Annotated in this window: 18 protein-coding genes; 7 read left to right on the top strand and 11 right to left on the bottom strand. The window is 62.0% G+C overall.

Going from position 1 to position 18,157, the window contains the following annotated elements:
- Nucleotides 1-14: 14 nt before the first annotated feature.
- A complete protein-coding gene (locus PG883_RS03170; RefSeq protein WP_270806957.1) occupies nucleotides 15-605 on the top strand; it encodes an HAD family hydrolase in 591 nt (196 codons plus the stop codon).
- Nucleotides 606-741: 136 nt separating this feature from the next.
- Here the strand turns inward: PG883_RS03170 and hfq are convergent, their stop codons facing one another.
- Nucleotides 742-1,101, bottom strand: a complete 360-nt coding sequence (hfq, locus tag PG883_RS03165) for an RNA chaperone Hfq (protein ID WP_039040603.1) — start codon at nucleotides 1,099-1,101, stop codon at nucleotides 742-744.
- 176 nt (nucleotides 1,102-1,277) lie between these two features.
- Here hfq and PG883_RS03160 point away from each other — a divergent pair, with 176 nt between their 5' ends.
- From PG883_RS03160 to PG883_RS03150, 3 genes are read left to right on the top strand one after another with little or no spacing between them, the layout of a single operon-like run.
- Entirely contained in the window at nucleotides 1,278-2,549 is a 1,272-nt protein-coding gene (locus PG883_RS03160) for a paraquat-inducible protein A (protein ID WP_043152840.1), read from the top strand.
- Entirely contained in the window at nucleotides 2,542-4,188 is a 1,647-nt protein-coding gene (gene pqiB / locus PG883_RS03155) for an intermembrane transport protein PqiB (RefSeq protein WP_268451440.1), read from the top strand. The genes PG883_RS03160 and pqiB overlap by 8 nt, the downstream gene beginning before the upstream one ends.
- A complete protein-coding gene (locus PG883_RS03150; protein WP_039040600.1) occupies nucleotides 4,188-4,757 on the top strand; it encodes a PqiC family protein in 570 nt (189 codons plus the stop codon). Before pqiB ends, PG883_RS03150 begins: the two co-directional genes overlap by 1 nt.
- Before the next feature lie 55 nt (nucleotides 4,758-4,812).
- Here the strand turns inward: PG883_RS03150 and ompA are convergent, their stop codons facing one another.
- Both ompA and PG883_RS03140 read right to left on the bottom strand, forming a co-directional pair.
- Nucleotides 4,813-5,850 carry a porin OmpA gene (gene ompA / locus PG883_RS03145; RefSeq protein ID WP_270806956.1) on the bottom strand — a complete coding sequence of 346 codons (1,038 nt, stop codon included), beginning with the start codon at nucleotides 5,848-5,850 and terminating at the stop codon, nucleotides 4,813-4,815.
- Nucleotides 5,851-6,129: 279 nt separating this feature from the next.
- Entirely contained in the window at nucleotides 6,130-7,137 is a 1,008-nt protein-coding gene (locus tag PG883_RS03140) for an SGNH/GDSL hydrolase family protein (RefSeq protein WP_103261949.1), read from the bottom strand.
- Nucleotides 7,138-7,371: 234 nt separating this feature from the next.
- On the opposite strand from PG883_RS03140, the gene PG883_RS03135 reads away from it, so the two are divergent.
- Entirely contained in the window at nucleotides 7,372-7,752 is a 381-nt protein-coding gene (locus PG883_RS03135) for a YgiW/YdeI family stress tolerance OB fold protein (RefSeq protein ID WP_039040598.1), read from the top strand.
- 57 nt (nucleotides 7,753-7,809) lie between these two features.
- On the opposite strand, the gene mltC is transcribed toward PG883_RS03135, so the two are convergent.
- From mltC to PG883_RS03110, 5 genes are all read right to left on the bottom strand, one after another.
- Nucleotides 7,810-8,913, bottom strand: coding sequence for a membrane-bound lytic murein transglycosylase MltC (mltC, locus tag PG883_RS03130; RefSeq protein WP_010675743.1), 1,104 nt, complete (start codon nucleotides 8,911-8,913; stop codon nucleotides 7,810-7,812).
- A 119-nt stretch (nucleotides 8,914-9,032) separates the two neighbouring features.
- Nucleotides 9,033-9,305: an oxidative damage protection protein gene (locus tag PG883_RS03125; protein ID WP_010675742.1), complete on the bottom strand. Its 273-nt coding sequence runs from the start codon at nucleotides 9,303-9,305 to the stop codon at nucleotides 9,033-9,035.
- A complete protein-coding gene (gene mutY / locus PG883_RS03120) occupies nucleotides 9,302-10,387 on the bottom strand; it encodes an A/G-specific adenine glycosylase (protein ID WP_223919368.1) in 1,086 nt (361 codons plus the stop codon). The genes PG883_RS03125 and mutY overlap by 4 nt, the downstream gene beginning before the upstream one ends.
- A gap of 167 nt (nucleotides 10,388-10,554) precedes the next feature.
- Nucleotides 10,555-11,238 (bottom strand): GspB family T2SS assembly factor variant ExeB, encoded by a 684-nt coding sequence (gene exeB / locus PG883_RS03115; protein ID WP_128312972.1) that lies wholly within the window; start codon nucleotides 11,236-11,238, stop codon nucleotides 10,555-10,557.
- Complete coding sequence (locus PG883_RS03110; protein WP_010675739.1) at nucleotides 11,238-12,881, bottom strand: ExeA family protein; 1,644 nt, start codon at nucleotides 12,879-12,881, stop codon at nucleotides 11,238-11,240. Before PG883_RS03110 ends, exeB begins: the two co-directional genes overlap by 1 nt.
- Before the next feature lie 229 nt (nucleotides 12,882-13,110).
- Between PG883_RS03110 and PG883_RS03105 the strand changes: the two genes are divergently transcribed.
- Nucleotides 13,111-14,349 carry a multifunctional CCA addition/repair protein gene (locus PG883_RS03105; RefSeq protein ID WP_270806955.1) on the top strand — a complete coding sequence of 413 codons (1,239 nt, stop codon included), beginning with the start codon at nucleotides 13,111-13,113 and terminating at the stop codon, nucleotides 14,347-14,349.
- 101 nt (nucleotides 14,350-14,450) lie between these two features.
- Here the strand turns inward: PG883_RS03105 and PG883_RS03100 are convergent, their stop codons facing one another.
- Nucleotides 14,451-15,716: an inorganic phosphate transporter gene (locus PG883_RS03100; RefSeq protein WP_010675737.1), complete on the bottom strand. Its 1,266-nt coding sequence runs from the start codon at nucleotides 15,714-15,716 to the stop codon at nucleotides 14,451-14,453.
- Nucleotides 15,717-15,741: 25 nt separating this feature from the next.
- Nucleotides 15,742-16,422 (bottom strand): TIGR00153 family protein, encoded by a 681-nt coding sequence (locus PG883_RS03095; protein ID WP_010675736.1) that lies wholly within the window; start codon nucleotides 16,420-16,422, stop codon nucleotides 15,742-15,744.
- A gap of 169 nt (nucleotides 16,423-16,591) precedes the next feature.
- Between PG883_RS03095 and PG883_RS03090 the strand changes: the two genes are divergently transcribed.
- Nucleotides 16,592-17,545 carry a CYTH domain-containing protein gene (locus PG883_RS03090; RefSeq protein ID WP_270806954.1) on the top strand — a complete coding sequence of 318 codons (954 nt, stop codon included), beginning with the start codon at nucleotides 16,592-16,594 and terminating at the stop codon, nucleotides 17,543-17,545.
- Between the two features lie 77 nt (nucleotides 17,546-17,622).
- On the opposite strand, the gene PG883_RS03085 is transcribed toward PG883_RS03090, so the two are convergent.
- Nucleotides 17,623-18,093, bottom strand: a complete 471-nt coding sequence (locus PG883_RS03085; RefSeq protein WP_010675734.1) for a glycine zipper 2TM domain-containing protein — start codon at nucleotides 18,091-18,093, stop codon at nucleotides 17,623-17,625.
- Between the last annotated feature and the right edge of the window lie 64 nt (nucleotides 18,094-18,157).

Genomic DNA, 18,157 nt, shown 5'->3' with positions numbered 1-18,157 from the left:
ACAGATCCTGCACCATGACCCTATCCGGATTTCAAGGCCTGGTTTTCGACCTCGACGGCACTCTGGTGGACTCCATGCCCTTGCACTTGGCCGCCTGGGAGCACACCGCCCGCGAGTTTGGCTTTCGGTTCGACGCCGACTGGTTTTATGAGCTGGGAGGCATGCCCAGCCGCAAGATAGCCCTGCTGGTGGCCGAAGTGCAGCAGATCGCGCTGGATCCCCTGGTGGTGACACGCTGCAAGACCGAACACTATGTCGCCAACCTGCACAAGGCCACCCCCTTCCCGGCCATGCTGGATCTGGTGGAACGCTATCACGGCCGGATCCCCATGGGCATTGGGACAGGCTCCCCCCGTATCAATGCCGAAGCGGTGCTGCGCAACACAGGGCTGGATCGGTATTTCTCCGTGGTGGTTACCGCCGACGACGTGGAGCTGCACAAACCCCATCCAGACACCTTCCTGCTGGTGGCGCGACGCCTGGGGGTCGAGCCCGGTCAATGTCTGGTGTTCGAGGACACGGGCATAGGCGCACAGGCCGGTGAAGCGGCCGGCATGCAGGTTTGCATGGTCAGAGAGGGAAAACCGGTCGGGTTGACCTACTGAGTGACGAAGACGAGCGGGTCAACAACCTGCTCGGGAGAGAAGCCCCACTCTCATACGGGACAGGCGAAACATGAGAGTGGGGAGCAGGTGTCACTGGCTGACGCAGCGACACCGTCAGGATGGGCAGTGGCGAGATTTACTGCTCGCTGCCACCACCCTGGTTGTCGTCATAACGGCTGGGGGCGCCATGGGGGCGCGGCGCCATGGAAACCCGTGGCTTGCGGGCCCGCTGGATGCTGACGGCAGGACGGCCGGAGTGCATGGCAATGGTGGAAATCTTGGCCTTGTAGACCAGTTGCTGATTGCCATGGGCATCGGTCAACAGCACGCTGTACTGGTCAAAACCGCTGATGGTCCCCTCCAGCTTGATGCCGCTCACCAGGAAGATGGCGACCTGGCTACGGTTTTTGCGCAACCAGTTGAGGGCAGAATCTTGCCCGTTCCCGAGGGAGAAGGCCTGCTCGATAGTGGAGTAGCTTGGGGATTCAGTTGTCATAAATTATTGTCCCGCGGAAAAAAAGTGGCGTTTGATTGTGCTAAATGGTCACTGCCTTGTCAAAGTCATTCTCACTCCCGGGCAGGATGGACAACGACAGGGCTGGTCGGCAGGGGCCGCTGCTGCAATAATTGGCGGCTCTGGCCCCGTGGCGGGCCTCATGCTGGGGTCTTATCTTGCATCCGGTTTCACACCAACATCCACCCACCTATACCCATGACGCGACCGCCTGCGAAGAATGTGACCTGCTGGTGCCGGCCACCGAGCTGGCCGTGGGGGAGACGAGCAGTTGTCCGCGCTGCGGCCATACCCTGACTCGTCATCTGCCGGAGCAGGAGCGCAGGCCCATCGCCTATGGCTTTGCGGCCATCATCATGTTCGTGCTCTCCAACGCCTTTACCTTCATGTCGTTCTCGGCCAAGGGGGTGGGGCAGGAGATGACCTTCCTGCAGTGCATCACCACCCTGGTGGATCAAGGCTACCTGTTCCTCGGGGCCGTGCTGAGCATTACCCTGATCGGGTTGCCGCTGGTCTATATCGGCTCCATCATGCTGGTGCTGTGGCGCCTGGACAAGGATCTGCACAGCAAGGCCCTGCGCTCCCTTGGCCGCCTGCTGTGCCGGATCAAGCCCTGGCTGATGGTGGACGTCTTCCTCATCGGGGTGCTCATCTCTCTGGTCAAGCTGATGGGGATGGCCGACATCAAGATGGGGCTGTCGTTCTGGGCCTTCGTTGGCTACACCCTGCTGCTCATCAAGATGATCTCCTCTCTGGATCGGATGTGGCTGTGGCAGCGGCTGTTCGGCCCGACGGCGGCGAGGGAGCTGGATCCCGAGGAGAGCGCCCTGTCGTGCGGTCTGGTGGGCTGTCACATCTGCGGCGCCCTGAACGAGCAAGATGCCCATAGTTGCGTTCGCTGCGGGGATCACCTGCATAGCCGCAAGCCGGGTGGTCTGAACCGCACCTGGGCCCTGCTGATCACCTCGGTGATCCTCTATGTCCCAGCCAACCTGTATCCCATCATGGACACCGTGTTCCTGGGGGATGACAGCCCCTCGACCATCATGGGCGGGGTGGTGCTGCTGTGGGCCATGGGCTCCTACCCCATTGCCGCCGTCATATTCTTCGCGAGCGTGGTGGTACCGCTGGTGAAGATCCTGGCGCTGCTGTGGCTCTGCTACGTGGTGCAGCGCGGCCAGGGGACATCTCCCCTCGGCAAGCTAAAACTCTATCGCATGACCGAATTTGTGGGGCGCTGGTCGATGATCGACGTCTTCGTGGTGGCCATCCTGGCCGGTCTCATCCGGCTCGACAATCTGATGACCATCTACCCTGGCCCTGCGGCCGTCGCCTTTGCCGGGGTCGTACTGGTCACCATGGTGGCTGCCATGAGTTTCGATTCCCGCCTGATCTGGGATTTACAACAAGGAGAACGCGAACGTGAGTGAGCGTAAGACAAGGTGGAAACCGGGCTCTGATTTCATGAGTTCGGCTGCCGCTATCTGGATGGTGCCTTTGCTGGCGCTCTTCATCGGCGCCTGGATGCTGTTCCAGCACTGGTATTCACAAGGGCCGAGCTTCACCCTGACGGTGGCGACCGCCGAGGGCATAGTGGCGGGCAAGACGGTGATCCGTTCTCGTGAAGTGGAGGTGGGCCGTATCGAGACGGTGGAGCTCAGCGACGACTACAGCCACGCCGTGCTGAGGGCGCGCCTGACCAATGCCGCCGCCGGCATGCTCAAGAAGGACAGCCAGTTCTGGGTGGTCAAACCCAGGGTCGGGCGGGAGGGGGTCTCCGGCCTCGGTACCCTGCTCTCCGGCGCCTACATCGAGCTCTCCCCCGGCAAGAAGGGCCGGGCCCGCGGTGAATATGCCATGCTGGACAGGCCGCCGCTGGCGTCGCTGGACGCCAAGGGGCTGCGGCTCTCCCTCACCAGCAGCGACGCGAGCGCCCTGGGGGTGGGGTCGCCCATCAACTACCAGGGCTTCACCATAGGTCAGGTGGAGGAGGCGAACTTCCTGCCCGAGAAGAGCGAGATGCAGTATCAGCTCTTCATCAACGCGCCTTATGACGTCCTGGTGAGCAGCAACTCCCGGTTCTGGTTGACGCCCGGCTTCGAGGTCTCCATGAGCAGCGAGGGGATGAAGGTGAAGATGGACTCGCTGGAGAGCCTGATCAACGGCGGCATCACCATGGGGCTGCCTCCCGGCTGGTTGCCGGGGGAACCGGTGAAACAGAACGACGAGTTCGTGCTGTTCAAGGACGAGGAGAGCGTGCTGGCCGGTAGCCTGGATCAGTTCATCGACTATGTCTTCCTGTTCGACAATGATGTGGGCGGGCTGCATCCCGGCGCGGCGGTACAATATCGCGGCATCCGGGTCGGTACCGTCATCTCGGCTCCCTATCTCATCGACGACAAGGGCGTCCAGCTGTTCAAGAGCCGGCAGATCCCGGTGTTGGCGCGCATCGAGGTGCAGCGTCTCTCCCACCGTTATGCCAATGCGGAGAAGGAGCAGTGGCGGGCCCTGTTCAACAAGCAGTTCAAGGAAGGGCTGAGGGCCAGCCTCAAGACCGCCAGCCTGCTGACGGGGGGCAAGGTGATCGATCTGAACTTCTATCCGGATGCGCCAGTCTATCAGCCGCTCAAGATGGCGGGCTATCAGGTCTTCCCGACCGCCCAGGCCGGGCTGGATCAGATCGAGCGCAAGGTGAATCTCATCCTCGACAAGTTCGTCGACATGGACATGGCCACCACCCTCACTCAGGTCAACAGCACCCTGATGACGCTGGACAAGACGCTCAAGCATGTCAGTGCCGTGAGTGCGAATTTGGAGCAGTTTACTGGTCAGCAGTCGACCCAGCAGTTGCCGGCCTCCCTCAACCAGAGCCTCAAGCAGTTGCAGGAGACGTTGCAGACCTATGATGCCGGTTCCCAGACCAATCAGGAACTGCGCCAGTCGGTGCAATCCCTCAACCAGCTGATGAGCGAGTTGCAACCTCTGGTCCATTCACTGAACGAGCAGCCGAGTTCACTGATCTTTGACCGCGCTCGTCCGCGGGATCCCGAGCCCAAGCGAGGAAAATGATGAAAAAACGGATGATGACGCTGGCCTTGCTGGGCCTGCTGGCGGGATGTGGCAGTGCGCCGACGACGCTGCATTACTATTCGCTGGATGCCGACACTGCGCCGTCGAGTGTCACCACGGCGCAGCCGCAGCACCAGTTGGTGCTGCGCCCCGTCGCCCTGTCCGGTCAGCTTGACCGGATGAGCCTGGTCTATCAGTTGGAGGGCAAGGAGCTGCACTTTGCCGAGTACCATCGCTGGGCAGGTTCCCTCGATGCCCAGTTGAACCAGTTGACCCTCAATGGCCTCTCCAGCCGCTTGCCTGGCTGGGTGGTGCGTCAGGACGGGGCCCGCAAGGGGCCTGTGCTGAGCATCTCGGTCGAGCGTTTCCAGGGGCGGCACGACGGCCGCGCCCTGCTGAGCGGTCGCTGGCGCCTGCTGACGGAGGAGGGGGTCGTGTTGAGAGATGTTCCCTTCCAGCAGGAGCGGGTGCTGCCTGCCGATGGGTATGGCGCCCTGGTGAACGAGCTGGGACAGGGCTGGCAACTGTTGCTCGATCAGATTGCGGCGGATGTACGCACGCGCATCTGAGGAAGCATAAAAAAAGACGGGAGGCCATGGCCTCCCGTTTTGTTTGGGGTCGTCGTTATTGCTGTACTTCCGAGACGCCCTGTACCTTGACCTCTACCCGGCGATCCGGGGCCAGGCAGACGATCAGCTCGCGCTTGGATTTGCTGGTGCAGCTGTCGCCGATGACGGGAGACTGCTTGCCACGCCCTTCCACATTGACCTTGCCGGCGGGCAGCCCCTTGCCAATCAGGTAATCGGCCACGGTCCGGGCACGCTGCTCGGACAACTTCTGGTTGTAGGCCTCGGAACCGATGCGGTCGGTATAGCCGATGACGGTGGCCGACCCGTCTTTAGGCCTTTCCTCTTCAATCTGGCTGTAGAGGGTATCCAGCGCCTGGCCGGCCTGGGGCTTGAGGGTGGCCTTGTTGAAGTCAAACAGCACGTCCGAGCTCAGGGTGAACTGCTTGTCGACCATCACGGGCTCGGGCGCGGGGGCGGGGGCGGGAGCTGCGACCGGCAGAGCCGGTGCAACCTGACCGAAGCGGTAGACGGCGGCCAGGGAGAGCAGGCCGTTGTCCATGCGCAGGCCGGTATCGTCACGGCTGCCATACGGGGTGCTGTACTGGTATTCGAGGCGGGCTGCCCAATCCAGGCTCAGGGCATACTCCGCACCGAGCGCGCCGACGAAGGTGAAGCGGCTGTCGTTTTCCAGCTGATCGCTGTCGGTCCAGCCATAGCCGCCCCCGACACGGCCGTAAAGGTCCAGATTGTCCGCAACCGGGAACCCCAGTTTCAGCGTGAGCTGGGCCAGCTGGGCTTGCACGGAGTCATTGAAGGCCGCGCCATTGCGGGTGCCGCTGTACTTGAGCTTGCCAAGGTAGTCATAACCCAGTTCGACACCCAGATTCTGGTTGATCTGGTAACCGGCGAAGGCACCGGCGCCGACTTCATCGTCGTCTTTGTCGGTGATGGCGATGGAATTGCTCTCATCGACACCGTAGAAGTTGGACCAACCCAGTTTGGCACCGCCATACCAGGTGTTGTCTTGTCCGGCTGCCTGGGCGTTGGCCGCAAGCAAGCCTGAAACCAGCAAGGTAATCAGTGTTTTGTTCATAGATGCCTCTGCAATCTTGTGTGTGGGGAGCGCGAATTCATGTCGCCTCGCCTCGTGGGTTGGGCCTGTGTTCGACCACAACACGTTTAAACGTAGCTCGCTTTTCTCGATCTACAAGCAACTGATATAAAACATATTGTGATATCCATCTGCATCATAGTGGAGACAGAAGACCGCCGGGGAACCGTGACTCGAATCTGTGATGGGTGTCATATGGAGTTGCTTGCCCCTGTCGGCAAGAGGGCCGGCGAAGCGCCGGCCCTGGCAGGATGGCCTCCGTTATCGAGGGAGGAACTCGTACTCCTGTTCGATGAAGGCGGCAGCCCGCTCGCTCAGGGCGGCGTGTACCACTGTGGTGGGGTGGACCTGGTCCCAAAACATCTTGCCTTCACAGTTCAGCTCGCCCGCACTGCGGCGCGCCATGGGCGTTGCGACGGCCTGAGCCAGCAGAGGGTTGCCGGCGATGGCAAGACGCTCCTCGGGATTGAAGGGGGCCAGTCGACTGTCGGTGGCGGCGCTGCGGGAGGCAAAGGGCTTCCACACATAGCCGCCGCCGTAGCAGGCGTTCTCGGTGTCGCTCAGGCCGAAGTTCTGCGGCTCGCGCAGCATCTCGGCAAACTGCTTGTCGATCTCGAACAATTTCACCATGCCGGTGGGGGCTAGCTGGCGTGCCAGGTTCAGCAGTAGCTGGTTGTGGTAGGCGGAGACATGGCTGGCTGCCTCGACCACCTTCTGGCTGCGGGCCGAGGGGTTCTGGCCCAGATCAGGCAGGTTGAACAGCAGAATCTGCCTCGCACCGTTCAATACCATGCGGTTGGCCGCATCGCTGATGGCATCGCGCACCCGCTTGGCATCCTGCTCGGTGTTCCAGCCATAGGCAAGGTAGTCGTTGGCACCGACCCAGAGGATCACCAGATCGTCGGGCTTGAAGCCATCCTTTTGCAGGAACTGGGTCACCTCGTAGTCCAGGTTGTTGATGACCTGATACTTGGGATTCCAGGAGATCTTGTTGTAGGCCACGGCAGTGGCGCCCCCTTCCGCCTCGTTGGCGATGGCGAGGCCCGGGAAGTGCTGGTTGAGCTGCTCCAGCCAGACCGGGCCGTTGGAGAAACGGCCCTGATGGTAGGGAGGGCTGGAGGGGAGGTAACCACGCATCTTGTCGTACATCTTGCCGGTGTCGGAGAGGCTGTCGCCAAACATCACGATGCGGGAGAAGGGGGGGCGCGTCTCGGCGGCATGGGCCGTGAGGGCGAAGAGTCCCAATAAACACAAAAGCCATTTTTTCATGTAGCTGTTCTCATGGATGGGGCAGGACGGGCCTGCGGACTGTTCCTCGATGGCGGCGGGCTGGGAACCCGCATGGCCAGACGAAAAGGTATCCATTCGAATACATTTTTGCAGCATGCCGTGGCCAGTTAATCGCTTGCGATCACATCACTCCTCCCTGAATGGGGAGGCTTCACGTTTGTTTCACGCGCCCCCGGGCAAGATGCCCTCATACCGCAAAGACAGGAGCATGAAATGAACAACGCAAAAGCAATCGCCCTGGTGGCCCTGATGTCCGTCTCTTCTTTCGCCATGGCGGCCTACACCGGCCCCAAGGAGCAGAACAAGGTATCGGTCGCCCAGTTGAAAGACGTGGCCGATGATCAGTGGGTGACCCTGGAAGGCAAGCTGGTCAAACACCTGGGTGGCGAAAACTACCTGTTCCGTGACGACAGCGGCGAGGTGGAAGTGGAGGTGGACGGTGACGTGTGGCGCGGTACCGAGGTGGGTCCTGACGATCTGATCCGCGTGCGCGGCGAGGTGGACCACAGCTGGAACAAGACCGAAGTCGAGGTGGAACACCTGGAGAAGGTGGGGGCAGCGCCCCTGAGCAAGGGCGGCTTCATCGCCAAGTAAGCTTTCAGGCCACAGTAAATGAGAAGGGCGCTCCGGGAGCGCCCTTCTTGCATGCCATCAGCCAGCCCGGCTTGCGACGGTTCGCTTGAACCCCTTCTCGGCCTGATTGACCTTGTAGAGATAGCGGCGAGCCTCTGCCTTGGGATGTTGTTCGGTCAGTACCTGATAGACGGCCTCGGGGGAGAGGCGGTTGATCATGCCGGGGGCCGCCTTGCGATCGTTGGAGAAGGTGTTGAGCACCCCTCCCGCACCACCGTTGTAGGCGGAGATCACCGCATAGCGGCGGGACTGGGGATCCTGGATATCCGCCAGATAGACGGTCTGCAGCAGGTGCAGGTAGGCGGTCCCCACATCGATGTTGTAGGCCGGATTGAACAGATCTTCCCTGGTCGGCTGGCCATCCTTGCCCTTGACCCTCACATAGACATCCCGCCCAGCGGTAGCCGGGATCACCTGCATCAGGCCATAGGCGTTGGCGTGGCTGACCGCATAGGGGTTGAAGCTGCTCTCGGTCTTGATCACCGCGTAGATGAGACTTTCGGCGACCCCGTACTTGCGGGAGGCGTCGCGGATGATGCTGGCGTATTTGTAGCCGCGCCTGTCTTCGTGGTTGGCCACCATGGGAATGTCGATGAAGAAGATGTTGCGGATCCCGAGAGTGCGCTTCTTCATCGCGTTGGCGATCAGATAGTCGGCATAACGCTCTGCACGCCAGCTGGAGCGGATCGCTTGTCCCTGGTTGTCCAGCACCTGGCCATAGAGGAAGGGCTCGCCACCTGGCATGATCTCACGGTCGGAATAGAGGTCGACCTCTGCCGGATCGTCCGGGGTTAGCAGGGTTTCGATGATGGCGCGGCGCAGGTGGGCGCGGGGATCCAGACCCGAGACGGTTTCCACCATGATGTGACCACTGGAGAAATCGATGTGGGCGCGGCTCTTGTACTGATCCGTGTATTTGACGTAGTCAAACTTGCCCGCGAACAGCGCCTCGCGCCCCCATATCTCGTTCACGTTATGGGAGAGCGCACTGATCATGTGTTCAAAACCGCGCACGTCCTTGCCGTTGACCAGATCATCATCGCCACTCCCGCTGGTCTGGGGTGTGGATGAACAGGCAGAGAGAAACAGCAGGGCGCACAGCAGCCCAAAAAAACGACCCATAAGATCCTCAAACCGGGCGGTGGGGCCGCCCGTCACTGACTGGCCTGAGCCAGGATTGGTGTCACCCTGCGGCATGTCGACGACTCAGGGGGACGCTGGCCCTTTGACTCGATTCCCGCTCACTGGCTGGGAGGGGTGTAACCGTCGATCTGGACTTCACCCGCGTCGAACAGATAGCTGACCATCTCTTTTTCCAGCAACTGGCGGTGCTCGAGATTCATCATGTTCAGCTTCTTCTCGTTGATCAGCATGACCTGCTTCTTCTGCCACTCGGTCCAGGCTTCCTTGCTGATGTTGTCGAAGATCCGCTTGCCGAGTTCACCGGGGTAGAGTTGGAAATCGAGACCCGGCGCTTCTTTCTTCAGGCGCAGGCAAAATACGGTACGGCTCATGTTGACCTCTGTGGTTGCAAGTCTGGTTGTAAGTCCGGGTAGGCGAGCAGACGGGCCGTGGCCGCCGCCAATCCCACCTCGGCAGGATGGCGTAAGTTATACCAGAGTCGGGTATCCGCTTCCATGAGCAGGGGGGCGGGCGGAACAGCTATTTCGATCAGCAAAGGGCGAATATCGAGGTGGAAGTGACTGAAAGTGTGACGAAATCCAGCGAGCTCCTGATAGGCGGCATCCTCCAGCCCCAACTCCCGCAGTCGTCCGGTCACCTCTGTGAGGGATTCCACCTGCGGGAAGCAGTAAAGCCCGCCCCAGATCCCTTGCGGCGGACGCTTCTCCAGCAGCAGCTGATCGCCGTGGCGGATGATCAGCATAATGCCGTTGCGTGCCGGAATGCTCTTCTTCGGCTTGCTGTGAGGGTAGGCAGTGGGGTTGCCCTGCGACAGCCCCTGGCAATCGGCCTGCACCGGGCAGCGCTCGCAGGCGGGCTTGCTGCGGGTGCAGACGGTGGCCCCCATGTCCATCATGGCCTGATTGTACTGGGCCACCCCGACGCGCGGGGTGAGGCGGGTCGCCAGCTCCCAGAGATCGTGCTCGACCTGCTTCTGGCCCGGCCAGCCCGCCAGCGCCAGCCAGCGGGTGAGTACCCGCTTCACGTTGCCATCCAGGATGGCGTGGGGCTGGCCCAGAGAGAGGGAGAGCACGGCCCCGGCGGTGGAGCGACCGATGCCGGGCAGGGCCATCACCTCTTCCAGTTGTTCCGGAAAGAGGCCGCCGTGCAGATCGCGGATCTGCTGGGCAGCCTTGTGCAGGTTGCGCGCGCGCGCGTAGTAGCCAAGCCCGGTCCAGTGATGCAGCACCTCGTCGATGGTGGCATTGGCCAGGGCCAGCACGTCGGGGAAGCGGGCCATGAACCGCTCGTAATAGGGGATGACAGTGGCAACCTGGGTCTGTTGCAGCATGATCTCGGAGACCCAGACCCGGTAGGGGGTTTTGTCCTGCTGCCAGGGCAGGGTCTTGCGGCCGTGGATCTGGTACCAGTCCAGAATGCGGGTGGCGAAGGTGGTGTTGTCTGAGTGGCTCACAGTGTGCTCATGTTCTGATGATAAGTCCGCCCGCCATCAGGAGGGCGATCCCCGACCCGGCGCATGGCAATGGTCGAGTGTAGGTTATTGATTAAAAAGGGGAGCTCTCGGGCTCCCTCTGAATGGGCAGTGACCCTCCCGGGGGAGGGCCACCGGATGCCGGCAGATCAGCCGCGCCAGTCTTGCAGCGCCTTGAGGCTGGCATACTGGCCGTCGACCTGCAGGACGATGTAGTCTTGGGCGATGGCTGCCAGGATGACGCCGGGGGCGATCTCATTGCCCTCGCGCCACTCCCGTCCATTGAGCACGACGGCCCGCTTGGCCGGGTCGGAGGAGTAGTTGTGGGCACCATAGGTCAGGGACGGCACCTGCTGTTTCAGGGCCGGGGCCAGGGCGCCGAGGGGGATGGCACTGGTCTGGACCTGAGCCTGGGGCGCACTCTCTTCCACCAGCGGCGTGTTGTTGAGGGCGGCCATCAGCCGTTCTGCCAGACTCTGTCCCCCCTGGTTTGCGGTAGTCGCAGCCGGGCTTGCGGCAGGTCTTGGAGCGACCACTGGCTCCGGCAGGGGGGGCGGCAGCGGCCGGGTGATCATGGGCCTGGGTTCGACCCGCACGAAGGGAGGAGTCACCACTTCCTTCACTTCGACCTGCTGTTCCACGGGTTTGAGGTGATAGAGGTGCCAGCCATAGTTGGCGGCGGCGCCCATCACCAGGGCCAGGGGCACCAGGGCCCACCAGATCCAGCGGCGGTTGGGCTCCTCTTCCTGGCTCACGGGCAGACCCATGAGCGGCATATGGGGGGTGAACTGGGGCTGGTCGGCCCGGCGCAGGGCCTTGAGCAGGGTGGACATCAGGAGGCCTCCTCGACCATGGGATCCGTCTCATCATCCGCCACGCTGTCGAGATCGACCGGCGTGCTGGCTCGCAGGGATTCATCCTCCAGCCTGGGCATGGGTTCGCCGGAGGCCACATTCAGCCGCAGCAGGGTGTTGCTGCCGGCGATGCCGTCCGGGGTCAGTCCCTGCTCGCGCTGGAACTGTTGCAGCTTGTTCTTGAGGGTGGCATCAAAGCGGCTCACCTTGCGATCGGGTTGCTGCATGGCGCGGCTAAGGGCGTTGTCCAGCCACTGCACCTGGGCAGCCCCGGCATTGCTCGCTATCAGGGGCACGTTGCCCCTGGGCATGCGCCAGAGCAGGGTGTAGCTGCCGCCCCAGGCGTCGGAGAGCCACTGCCTGTCCACCTGCCAGCTCTGGTTGCCGATGAGCAGGGAAGCCTTGTCCGCCCCCAGGCTGACCAGGGTGGCGTAATAGAGGCCGCCGGTCTCGTCGGTGAGACTGATGAGGGCCGGGTATTGCAGCGCCTGCAATTGCGCCAGGGAGGCTTCTCCCTCCTGGCAGCGCAGGCCCGCACGGGGGGCATTGTCGCAGGTTGCCTCCTCCAGCTCGGCCTGGTAGCCCCATACCTTGTAGAGATTCTGCATGGCGACGTCCGGCTCTAGCGCCTGATTGATGGCGCGGGTCAGCTGGGCTTGCTGCTCCGGCGTGTCATCCACCTTGACCGGTACCTCGACCTTGACCAGGGGGCGGGCTGGGAAGAATCCGAAGAATTGCCAGCCCCACCAGCCGGTGGCGACCAGCAGGGCGCCCACCAGGGCGACCGTGAGGCCGGATTGCCAGCTTCCCTCGTCGCGAATGCCGCTCACCTCATACGCGGACTGGCTGATGTCCCCGTGCACTATCTTGTGGCTGCCACGGGCGAAGGCGGCGATGAGGGCGCGGTCGCAGATGAGGTTGATGAGACGGGGAATGCCTCCGGAGAGGCGATGCAGGGTCTGGATGGCCCTGGGGGTGAAGATGGGCTGGACGCAGCCTGCCACCTGCAACCGGAAGCGGACATAGGCATCCACATCCTGGCGCGACAGCGGCAGCAGGTGATAGCGGGCGGTGATCCGTTGGGCCAGCTGGCGCAGCAGGGGCTGGCGCAGCATCTGTTGCAGCTCGGGCTGGCCGATGAGCACCACCTGCAGCAGTTTCTTCTCGTCTGTCTCCAGATTGGTGAGCAGTCGCAACTGCTCCAGCACGCCGGGCAGCAGGTGCTGGGCTTCATCCACCAGCACCACGCTGCGCTTGCCTGCCGCCAGATTTGCCAGCAGATGATCCCGGATAAGGTCGAACAATTGCTTGAGGCTGGCCTCTTCGCCGTAGGGCAACTGGAATTCGTCGCAGATGGCGGCCAGCAGATCCCGCTCGGTCAGAGAGGGATTGAGGATGTAGGCGATCTCGGTGTCGGCGGGCAATTGCTGCAGCAGACAGCGGGAGACGGTGGTCTTTCCCGTACCCACTTCCCCGGTCAGCAGCACGAAGCCGCCACCGTCCTGCAACCCATAGTTGAGGTGGGCGAGGGCCTCCCCGTGACGCTCGCTCATATAGAGGTATTTGGGGTTGGGCGAGATGGAGAACGGGGGCTCCGACAGACCGAAGAACTGTGTGTACATAAGGATCCATTCCATTGTTATGGGCGGCAGGTTAAAGCCTCCCAAAAGGGATGTCAAAGACCCGGATACCATAAGGGGAGCTGGCGCGAACCACGGGCTGAGTCGCCCGGGACGATGACGGGAAGCCGCCGCCCGGCCGAGTGATGGCGAGCCTGGTGCGACGGGTGCACATCGTCTCTCTTGGCCAAAAGCGGTATCATCGTGGCAAGTTTATCGAGGGAGAGTGCGCGTGCAGATTTATCTGGTCGGAGGGGCGGTGCGGGATCGCCTGTTGGGATTGCCCCAGGGGGATCGGGATCACCTGGTGGTCGGCGCCACGGTGGAGCAGATGCTGGGTCTCGGATTCACCCAGGTGGGCCGAGACTTTCCGGTCTTTCTTCACCCCAAAACCCAGCAGGAGTACGCCCTGGCGCGCACCGAGCGCAAGCAGGGGCAGGGTTACACCGGCTTCGTCTGCCATGCCGCCCCCGAGGTGACGCTGGAGCAGGATCTGCTGCGCCGGGATCTCACCATCAACGCCATCGCCGAAGATGAGGACGGGCAACTGCACGATCCCTACGGCGGCGTGCAGGATCTGGAGGCGCGGTTGCTGCGCCATGTCTCGCCGGCCTTTGCCGAGGATCCCCTGCGCATCCTGCGGGTGGCGCGCTTCGCCGCCCGTTTCCATGCCCAGGGGTTCGTGGTGGCCCCCGAGACGCTGGGGCTGATGCGCGAGATGACGGAGGCTGGGGAGCTGGCCCACCTGACCCCGGAGCGGGTCTGGAAGGAGCTGGAAAAAGTGCTGCTGGGGCCGACACCCCAGATCTTCTTCGAGGTGCTGCGCGAATGTGGCGCCCTCAAGGCGCTTTTCCCCGAGCTCGATGCCCTGTTCGGGGTGCCGGCCCCTGCCAGATGGCACCCGGAGATCGACACCGGCATCCACACCATGATGGTGCTGGCGCAGGCATGTCGTCTCTCCCCCGAACTGACCGTGCGCTTCGCGTCCCTCTGCCACGACTTTGGCAAAGGGCTGACTCCGCCCGCCTTCTGGCCGAGCCATCACGGCCATGGCCAGAAGGGGTTGCCGCTCATTCGGGATTTTTGCGAGCGCTTCCGGGTGCCGAACGAGTGTCGCGATCTGGCTCTGCTGGTGAGCGACCTGCACACCCATATCCACATTGCCTTCGAGCTCAAGCCCGCGACCCTGCTCAAGGTATTCGACAAGGCCGATGCCTGGCGCAGACCGGAGCGCTTTGCCCAGCTGCTCGATGCCTGTCGCGCCGACTTCCACGGTCGTACCGGCTTCGAAGAGAAGGTCTACAGTCAGCCGGACTACGTCGCTCAGGCCCTGGAGGCGGCGCAGGCTGTGCCGGTCAAGGAGATAGTGGCGGCAGGCTTCAAAGGGGAGGTAATCCGCGAGCAGCTTGCCAAGCGGCGGCTCGATGCCATCAGCCGGGTGCGCGATGAGTGGACCTTTATCGAGGAGTAAACGCCGCAGCCGATCGACGCTCAATCGACGGCGTGATATGGGCGAAGCATAAAAAAGCCCGGGTCAATGACCCGGGCTTTTTGTCGTGCGGCGTAGGCTGCTCAGGAGAAGCAGGCCTGCAACACGTAGAAGATGGCGATGGCCAGGATGGCGCCCGCGGGCAGGGTGATGACCCAGGAGACCACGATGTTGCGCAGCACGCCCAGGTTCAGGGCCGCGATGCCCCGTGCCAGACCAACGCCCATGACGGCACCGACCAGGGTCTGGGTGGTGGAGATGGGCAGACCGGTGCCGGAGGCGATCACCACGGTGGCGGCGGTGGCCAGCTGGGCGGCGAAGCCACGGCTCGGGGTCAGGTGGGTGATGCCGGTGCCGACGGTCGCCATCACCTTCTCGCCCATGGTGGCAAGACCGATGACGATGCCGATGCCGCCAAGGGGCAGGATCCACCAGGCGATGTGGGAGCTGCCGCCGATCTCGCCGCCGGCCGCCACGATGGAGGCGACTGCAGAGAGCGGACCGATGGCGTTGGCCACGTCGTTGGAGCCGTGGGCGAAGGCCATGGCACAGGCGGTGATGATCATCAGGATGCCGAACACCTTCTCCACGTTGGCGAAGTGCATCTTGCTGTCATCTTTCGGGTTGTACTGCTGGCCGCGGATATAGATCCAGCCGGCAAACGCCACCGCGATGGAGATGGCGACGGAGAGCAGGACGCCCTCGCCATTGCTCAGGTGCAGACCGACGTGGGTCAGCCCCTTCTTGATGGTCACCAGGCAGATGACCAGGGACGTCAGGAACATGTAGAAGGGGACATAGCGCTTGGCGTTGTCCAGGGGGTTGTCCGTGTTGAAGATGAGCTTCTGCACGCTGATGAACATGAAGTAGGCGATGATGCCCGAGATGGCCGGCGTGATGATCCAAGAGCCGACGATGCCGCCAAACTTGTTCCACTGTACCGCTTCCGGACCGATGCTCACCACGGCGAAGCCCACGATGGCGCCGATGATGGAGTGGGTGGTGGAGACGGGCCAGCCGAAATAGGAGGCCAGGATCAGCCACAGACCCGCAGCCAGCAGGGAGGCGATCATGCCGAGCACCAGCAGATCCGGCGTGTCGGCAAAGGCGTTGCTGTCGATGATGCCGCTGCGGATGGTGGCCGTCACTTCGCCACCGGCCAGATAGGCACCGGCAAATTCAAAGATCATGGCGATGATGATCGCCTGACGGATGGTCAGGGACTTGGTGCCGACCGATGTGCCCATGGCGTTGGCGACGTCGTTCGCACCAATGCCCCAGGCCATCAAAAAGCCGAACAAGGCCGCCACGAGCACCAGGGTGGTGCCGTAATTTGCGATAATGTCCATTAGTAGTGTTTACCCAGTCAGTCGATTACGAACGAGCCAGCATCAATTCCAGACGGGCGCCAACGCGCTCTGCCTGATCAGCCAGGTCACCTACCCATTCGAGGATCTTGTAGAGGAACATAACGTCGATCGGATTGTATTTGTGCTCAACGGCTTGCAGCTGTTGGCGCAGTCCGATCTGCATGGTATCAGTATCGTCCTCGATGAGATCCAGCTGGTGGATCATCTCGGCAACCATTTCAACTTCACGTCCTTTAAAGCCGGTTTCGAGCAGCTCATCGAGTTCTCCGATGGCTTTTTCGGCTTGGGCGGTCGCATCGATACAGCGTTTGAGATAGGCCATGAAATCGGCGCGCATCTCGGTGGGGAATTCCATCTTGCGGCCAAGCATGCGGCCGGAAATATCCTTGGCACGGTTGGCAATCTTGTCCTGCTGGGTCAAGAGCTCCAACAGATCGGTACGAGCGACCGGCAGGAACAGGCCGCGGGGGAGTTTCAAGCGGATTTCGCGCTTGAGGATGTCCGCTTCTTTTTCCAGCTGGGCGATCTGTTGCCGGATCTTCTCGGCATCTTCCCAGCGGTCTTCGGCAACGGCATCAAAGAAGGGAATGAGCTGTTCGCAGCACACGTGAACCTTGACGATATGCTTCTGCAGCGGCTTGATGGGGGACTTGGCAAAAAGACCCAAAATAGTATTTACTGGCATGGCCAAACCTGTGTCGGTGAAAAAACACTCGATACGATTTTATGAGGGGCGCATGGTAACCGAACTGTGCCATCAATAAAACCGTGAATTAATCGTGAACTGTCGCTGGCATTATATCCTCGCGACCCCGAACATGCCCCCCAAAGTTGCCCGCCAGCCCGGAATGACTATGCAAACTGAGATCGAGATAAAGTTTTTCGTCACCAGCAATATTCAAGAATCCCTCTCCAACCTTCTGAATTCACTAGAGATTATCTCTTCCAATCAAGCCGCTCTTGGCAACGTCTATTTCGACACGCCCGATCTGGGTTTGCGTGGGCTCGAGATGGGGTTGCGCATTCGTCGCAGCGATGATTTTTCCGAGCAGACCATCAAGTGCCGGGGGCAGGTCGTGGGCGGATTGCACGCCAGACCCGAGTACAACACCCCGGTGGAGGGAACCATTCCGACCCTGTCTGCCTTTCCTGCCGATATCTGGCCGAGTCTGGTGGTGCGCGATGAACTCCAGAGCCGTCTGGTGGCCCAGTTCAGCACCGATTTCCTGCGCCGCCACTGGCTGATCGCATTCGGAGATGCCGAGATCGAGCTGGCCTGGGATCAGGGGGAGATTGTCGGTGCCCTGGGGCGTATCGGGATCGACGAGCTGGAGCTGGAGCTGAAATCCGGCGATGCCCGCGCCCTGTTCACCCTGGCGAGCAAGCTGGCGGCGCTGGGAGGATTGCGGCTGGGTGCCCAGTCCAAGGCGCAGCGCGGATACAGGCTGGCTGGGCTTGGCAAGCCACTGGCCGTGCAGCCCCTGCAAAGGATTGTGGGCAAAGATCGGAAGGTCAGCATTACCCTGGGTCTGCTGCACTGGCAGCATCATGAGCAGCTCTGGCTCGAGAGTGGCGATGCTGGCGAACAACAACGGGCGCTGCATGCCCTGCTCGAGGGGGTATCCCTGGTTGCCGAGGCGGCAGGCACGCTGACGGTGCCCCCCTCCTGGCTGGCCGACCTGCAGGCGCAACAGCGTCTGATGGTGCAGGTGGCCGGGGATCGTGCATCACTGCATGCCCTGTTCCACCATGCCGACCTGGTGGGCCTGCAGCTGTCCATCGCGGCCTGGCTGCATCTGGGGGAGTGAATCTTAAGTGGTGCAGAGCGCAAAAAGGTGAGCCCGGGCTCACCTTTTTTATGGCAGTTGCACCTTGAACGGCGCTATCAGTTCACCACGGCCACGTTGATGGTGCCGTTGCCCTGGGTCATGCGGACCCGGGCGCCAGGCACAAAGGTGGGGCTGGCCTTTTGTACCACCACGATGGATTCGCCGTTCTCTTTCTTGATCTCGAGCTCGACCCCGTCAACCTGGTTGAGTTTGTCCCCTGCCGCCTTGCCGGCCGCCGCACCCGCGATGGCGCCACCGGCCGCCGCGATGTCACTGCCACGACCGCCGCCTATGGTGCTGCCGAGCAGGCCGCCGACCACGGCACCGCCAATGGTGCCGATCAGCGAGTTTTCATCGGCCTGGATCTTGACGGGGCGGGTGGAGAGGATGGTGCCATAGCTGACGGTCTGTACCTGCTTGGCGCGATCCTTGGTGTAGACATCGCCGGAGTAGACGTCGCTGTTGGCACAGCCGGTGATGGCGGTGGTGGCCGCCAGCAGGGTGACGAGAGCAATACGTTTGAACATGATGGGCCTCCTGGGCGGGCATCGGATTAATCTGGTGATGAATTGCACTTTACGCCAACCAGAT

The sequence above is a fragment of the Aeromonas sp. QDB25 genome (genome assembly GCF_027707725.1).
In the GTDB taxonomy this organism is placed as follows: domain Bacteria; phylum Pseudomonadota; class Gammaproteobacteria; order Enterobacterales; family Aeromonadaceae; genus Aeromonas; species Aeromonas caviae.
Note: the sequence above shows the minus strand (reverse complement) of the source record. Positions and strands in the feature narration are given on the sequence as shown.

Bases quoted from the DNA above. Each gene is read 5' to 3' on its own strand.
- PG883_RS03170 (WP_270806957.1), top strand. From the start codon at position 15: ATGACCCTATCCGGATTTCAAGGCCTGGTTTTCGACCTCGACGGCACT.
- hfq (WP_039040603.1), bottom strand. From the start codon at position 1,101: ATGACAACTGAATCCCCAAGCTACTCCACTATCGAGCAGGCCTTCTCC.
- PG883_RS03150 (WP_039040600.1), top strand. From the start codon at position 4,188: ATGAAAAAACGGATGATGACGCTGGCCTTGCTGGGCCTGCTGGCGGGA.
- ompA (WP_270806956.1), bottom strand. From the start codon at position 5,850: ATGAACAAAACACTGATTACCTTGCTGGTTTCAGGCTTGCTTGCGGCC.
- PG883_RS03140 (WP_103261949.1), bottom strand. From the start codon at position 7,137: ATGAAAAAATGGCTTTTGTGTTTATTGGGACTCTTCGCCCTCACGGCC.
- PG883_RS03135 (WP_039040598.1), top strand. From the start codon at position 7,372: ATGAACAACGCAAAAGCAATCGCCCTGGTGGCCCTGATGTCCGTCTCT.
- mltC (WP_010675743.1), bottom strand. From the start codon at position 8,913: ATGGGTCGTTTTTTTGGGCTGCTGTGCGCCCTGCTGTTTCTCTCTGCC.
- PG883_RS03125 (WP_010675742.1), bottom strand. From the start codon at position 9,305: ATGAGCCGTACCGTATTTTGCCTGCGCCTGAAGAAAGAAGCGCCGGGT.
- exeB (WP_128312972.1), bottom strand. From the start codon at position 11,238: ATGTCCACCCTGCTCAAGGCCCTGCGCCGGGCCGACCAGCCCCAGTTC.
- PG883_RS03110 (WP_010675739.1), bottom strand. From the start codon at position 12,881: ATGTACACACAGTTCTTCGGTCTGTCGGAGCCCCCGTTCTCCATCTCG.
- PG883_RS03100 (WP_010675737.1), bottom strand. From the start codon at position 15,716: ATGGACATTATCGCAAATTACGGCACCACCCTGGTGCTCGTGGCGGCC.
- PG883_RS03095 (WP_010675736.1), bottom strand. From the start codon at position 16,422: ATGCCAGTAAATACTATTTTGGGTCTTTTTGCCAAGTCCCCCATCAAG.
- PG883_RS03090 (WP_270806954.1), top strand. From the start codon at position 16,592: ATGCAAACTGAGATCGAGATAAAGTTTTTCGTCACCAGCAATATTCAA.
- PG883_RS03085 (WP_010675734.1), bottom strand. From the start codon at position 18,093: ATGTTCAAACGTATTGCTCTCGTCACCCTGCTGGCGGCCACCACCGCC.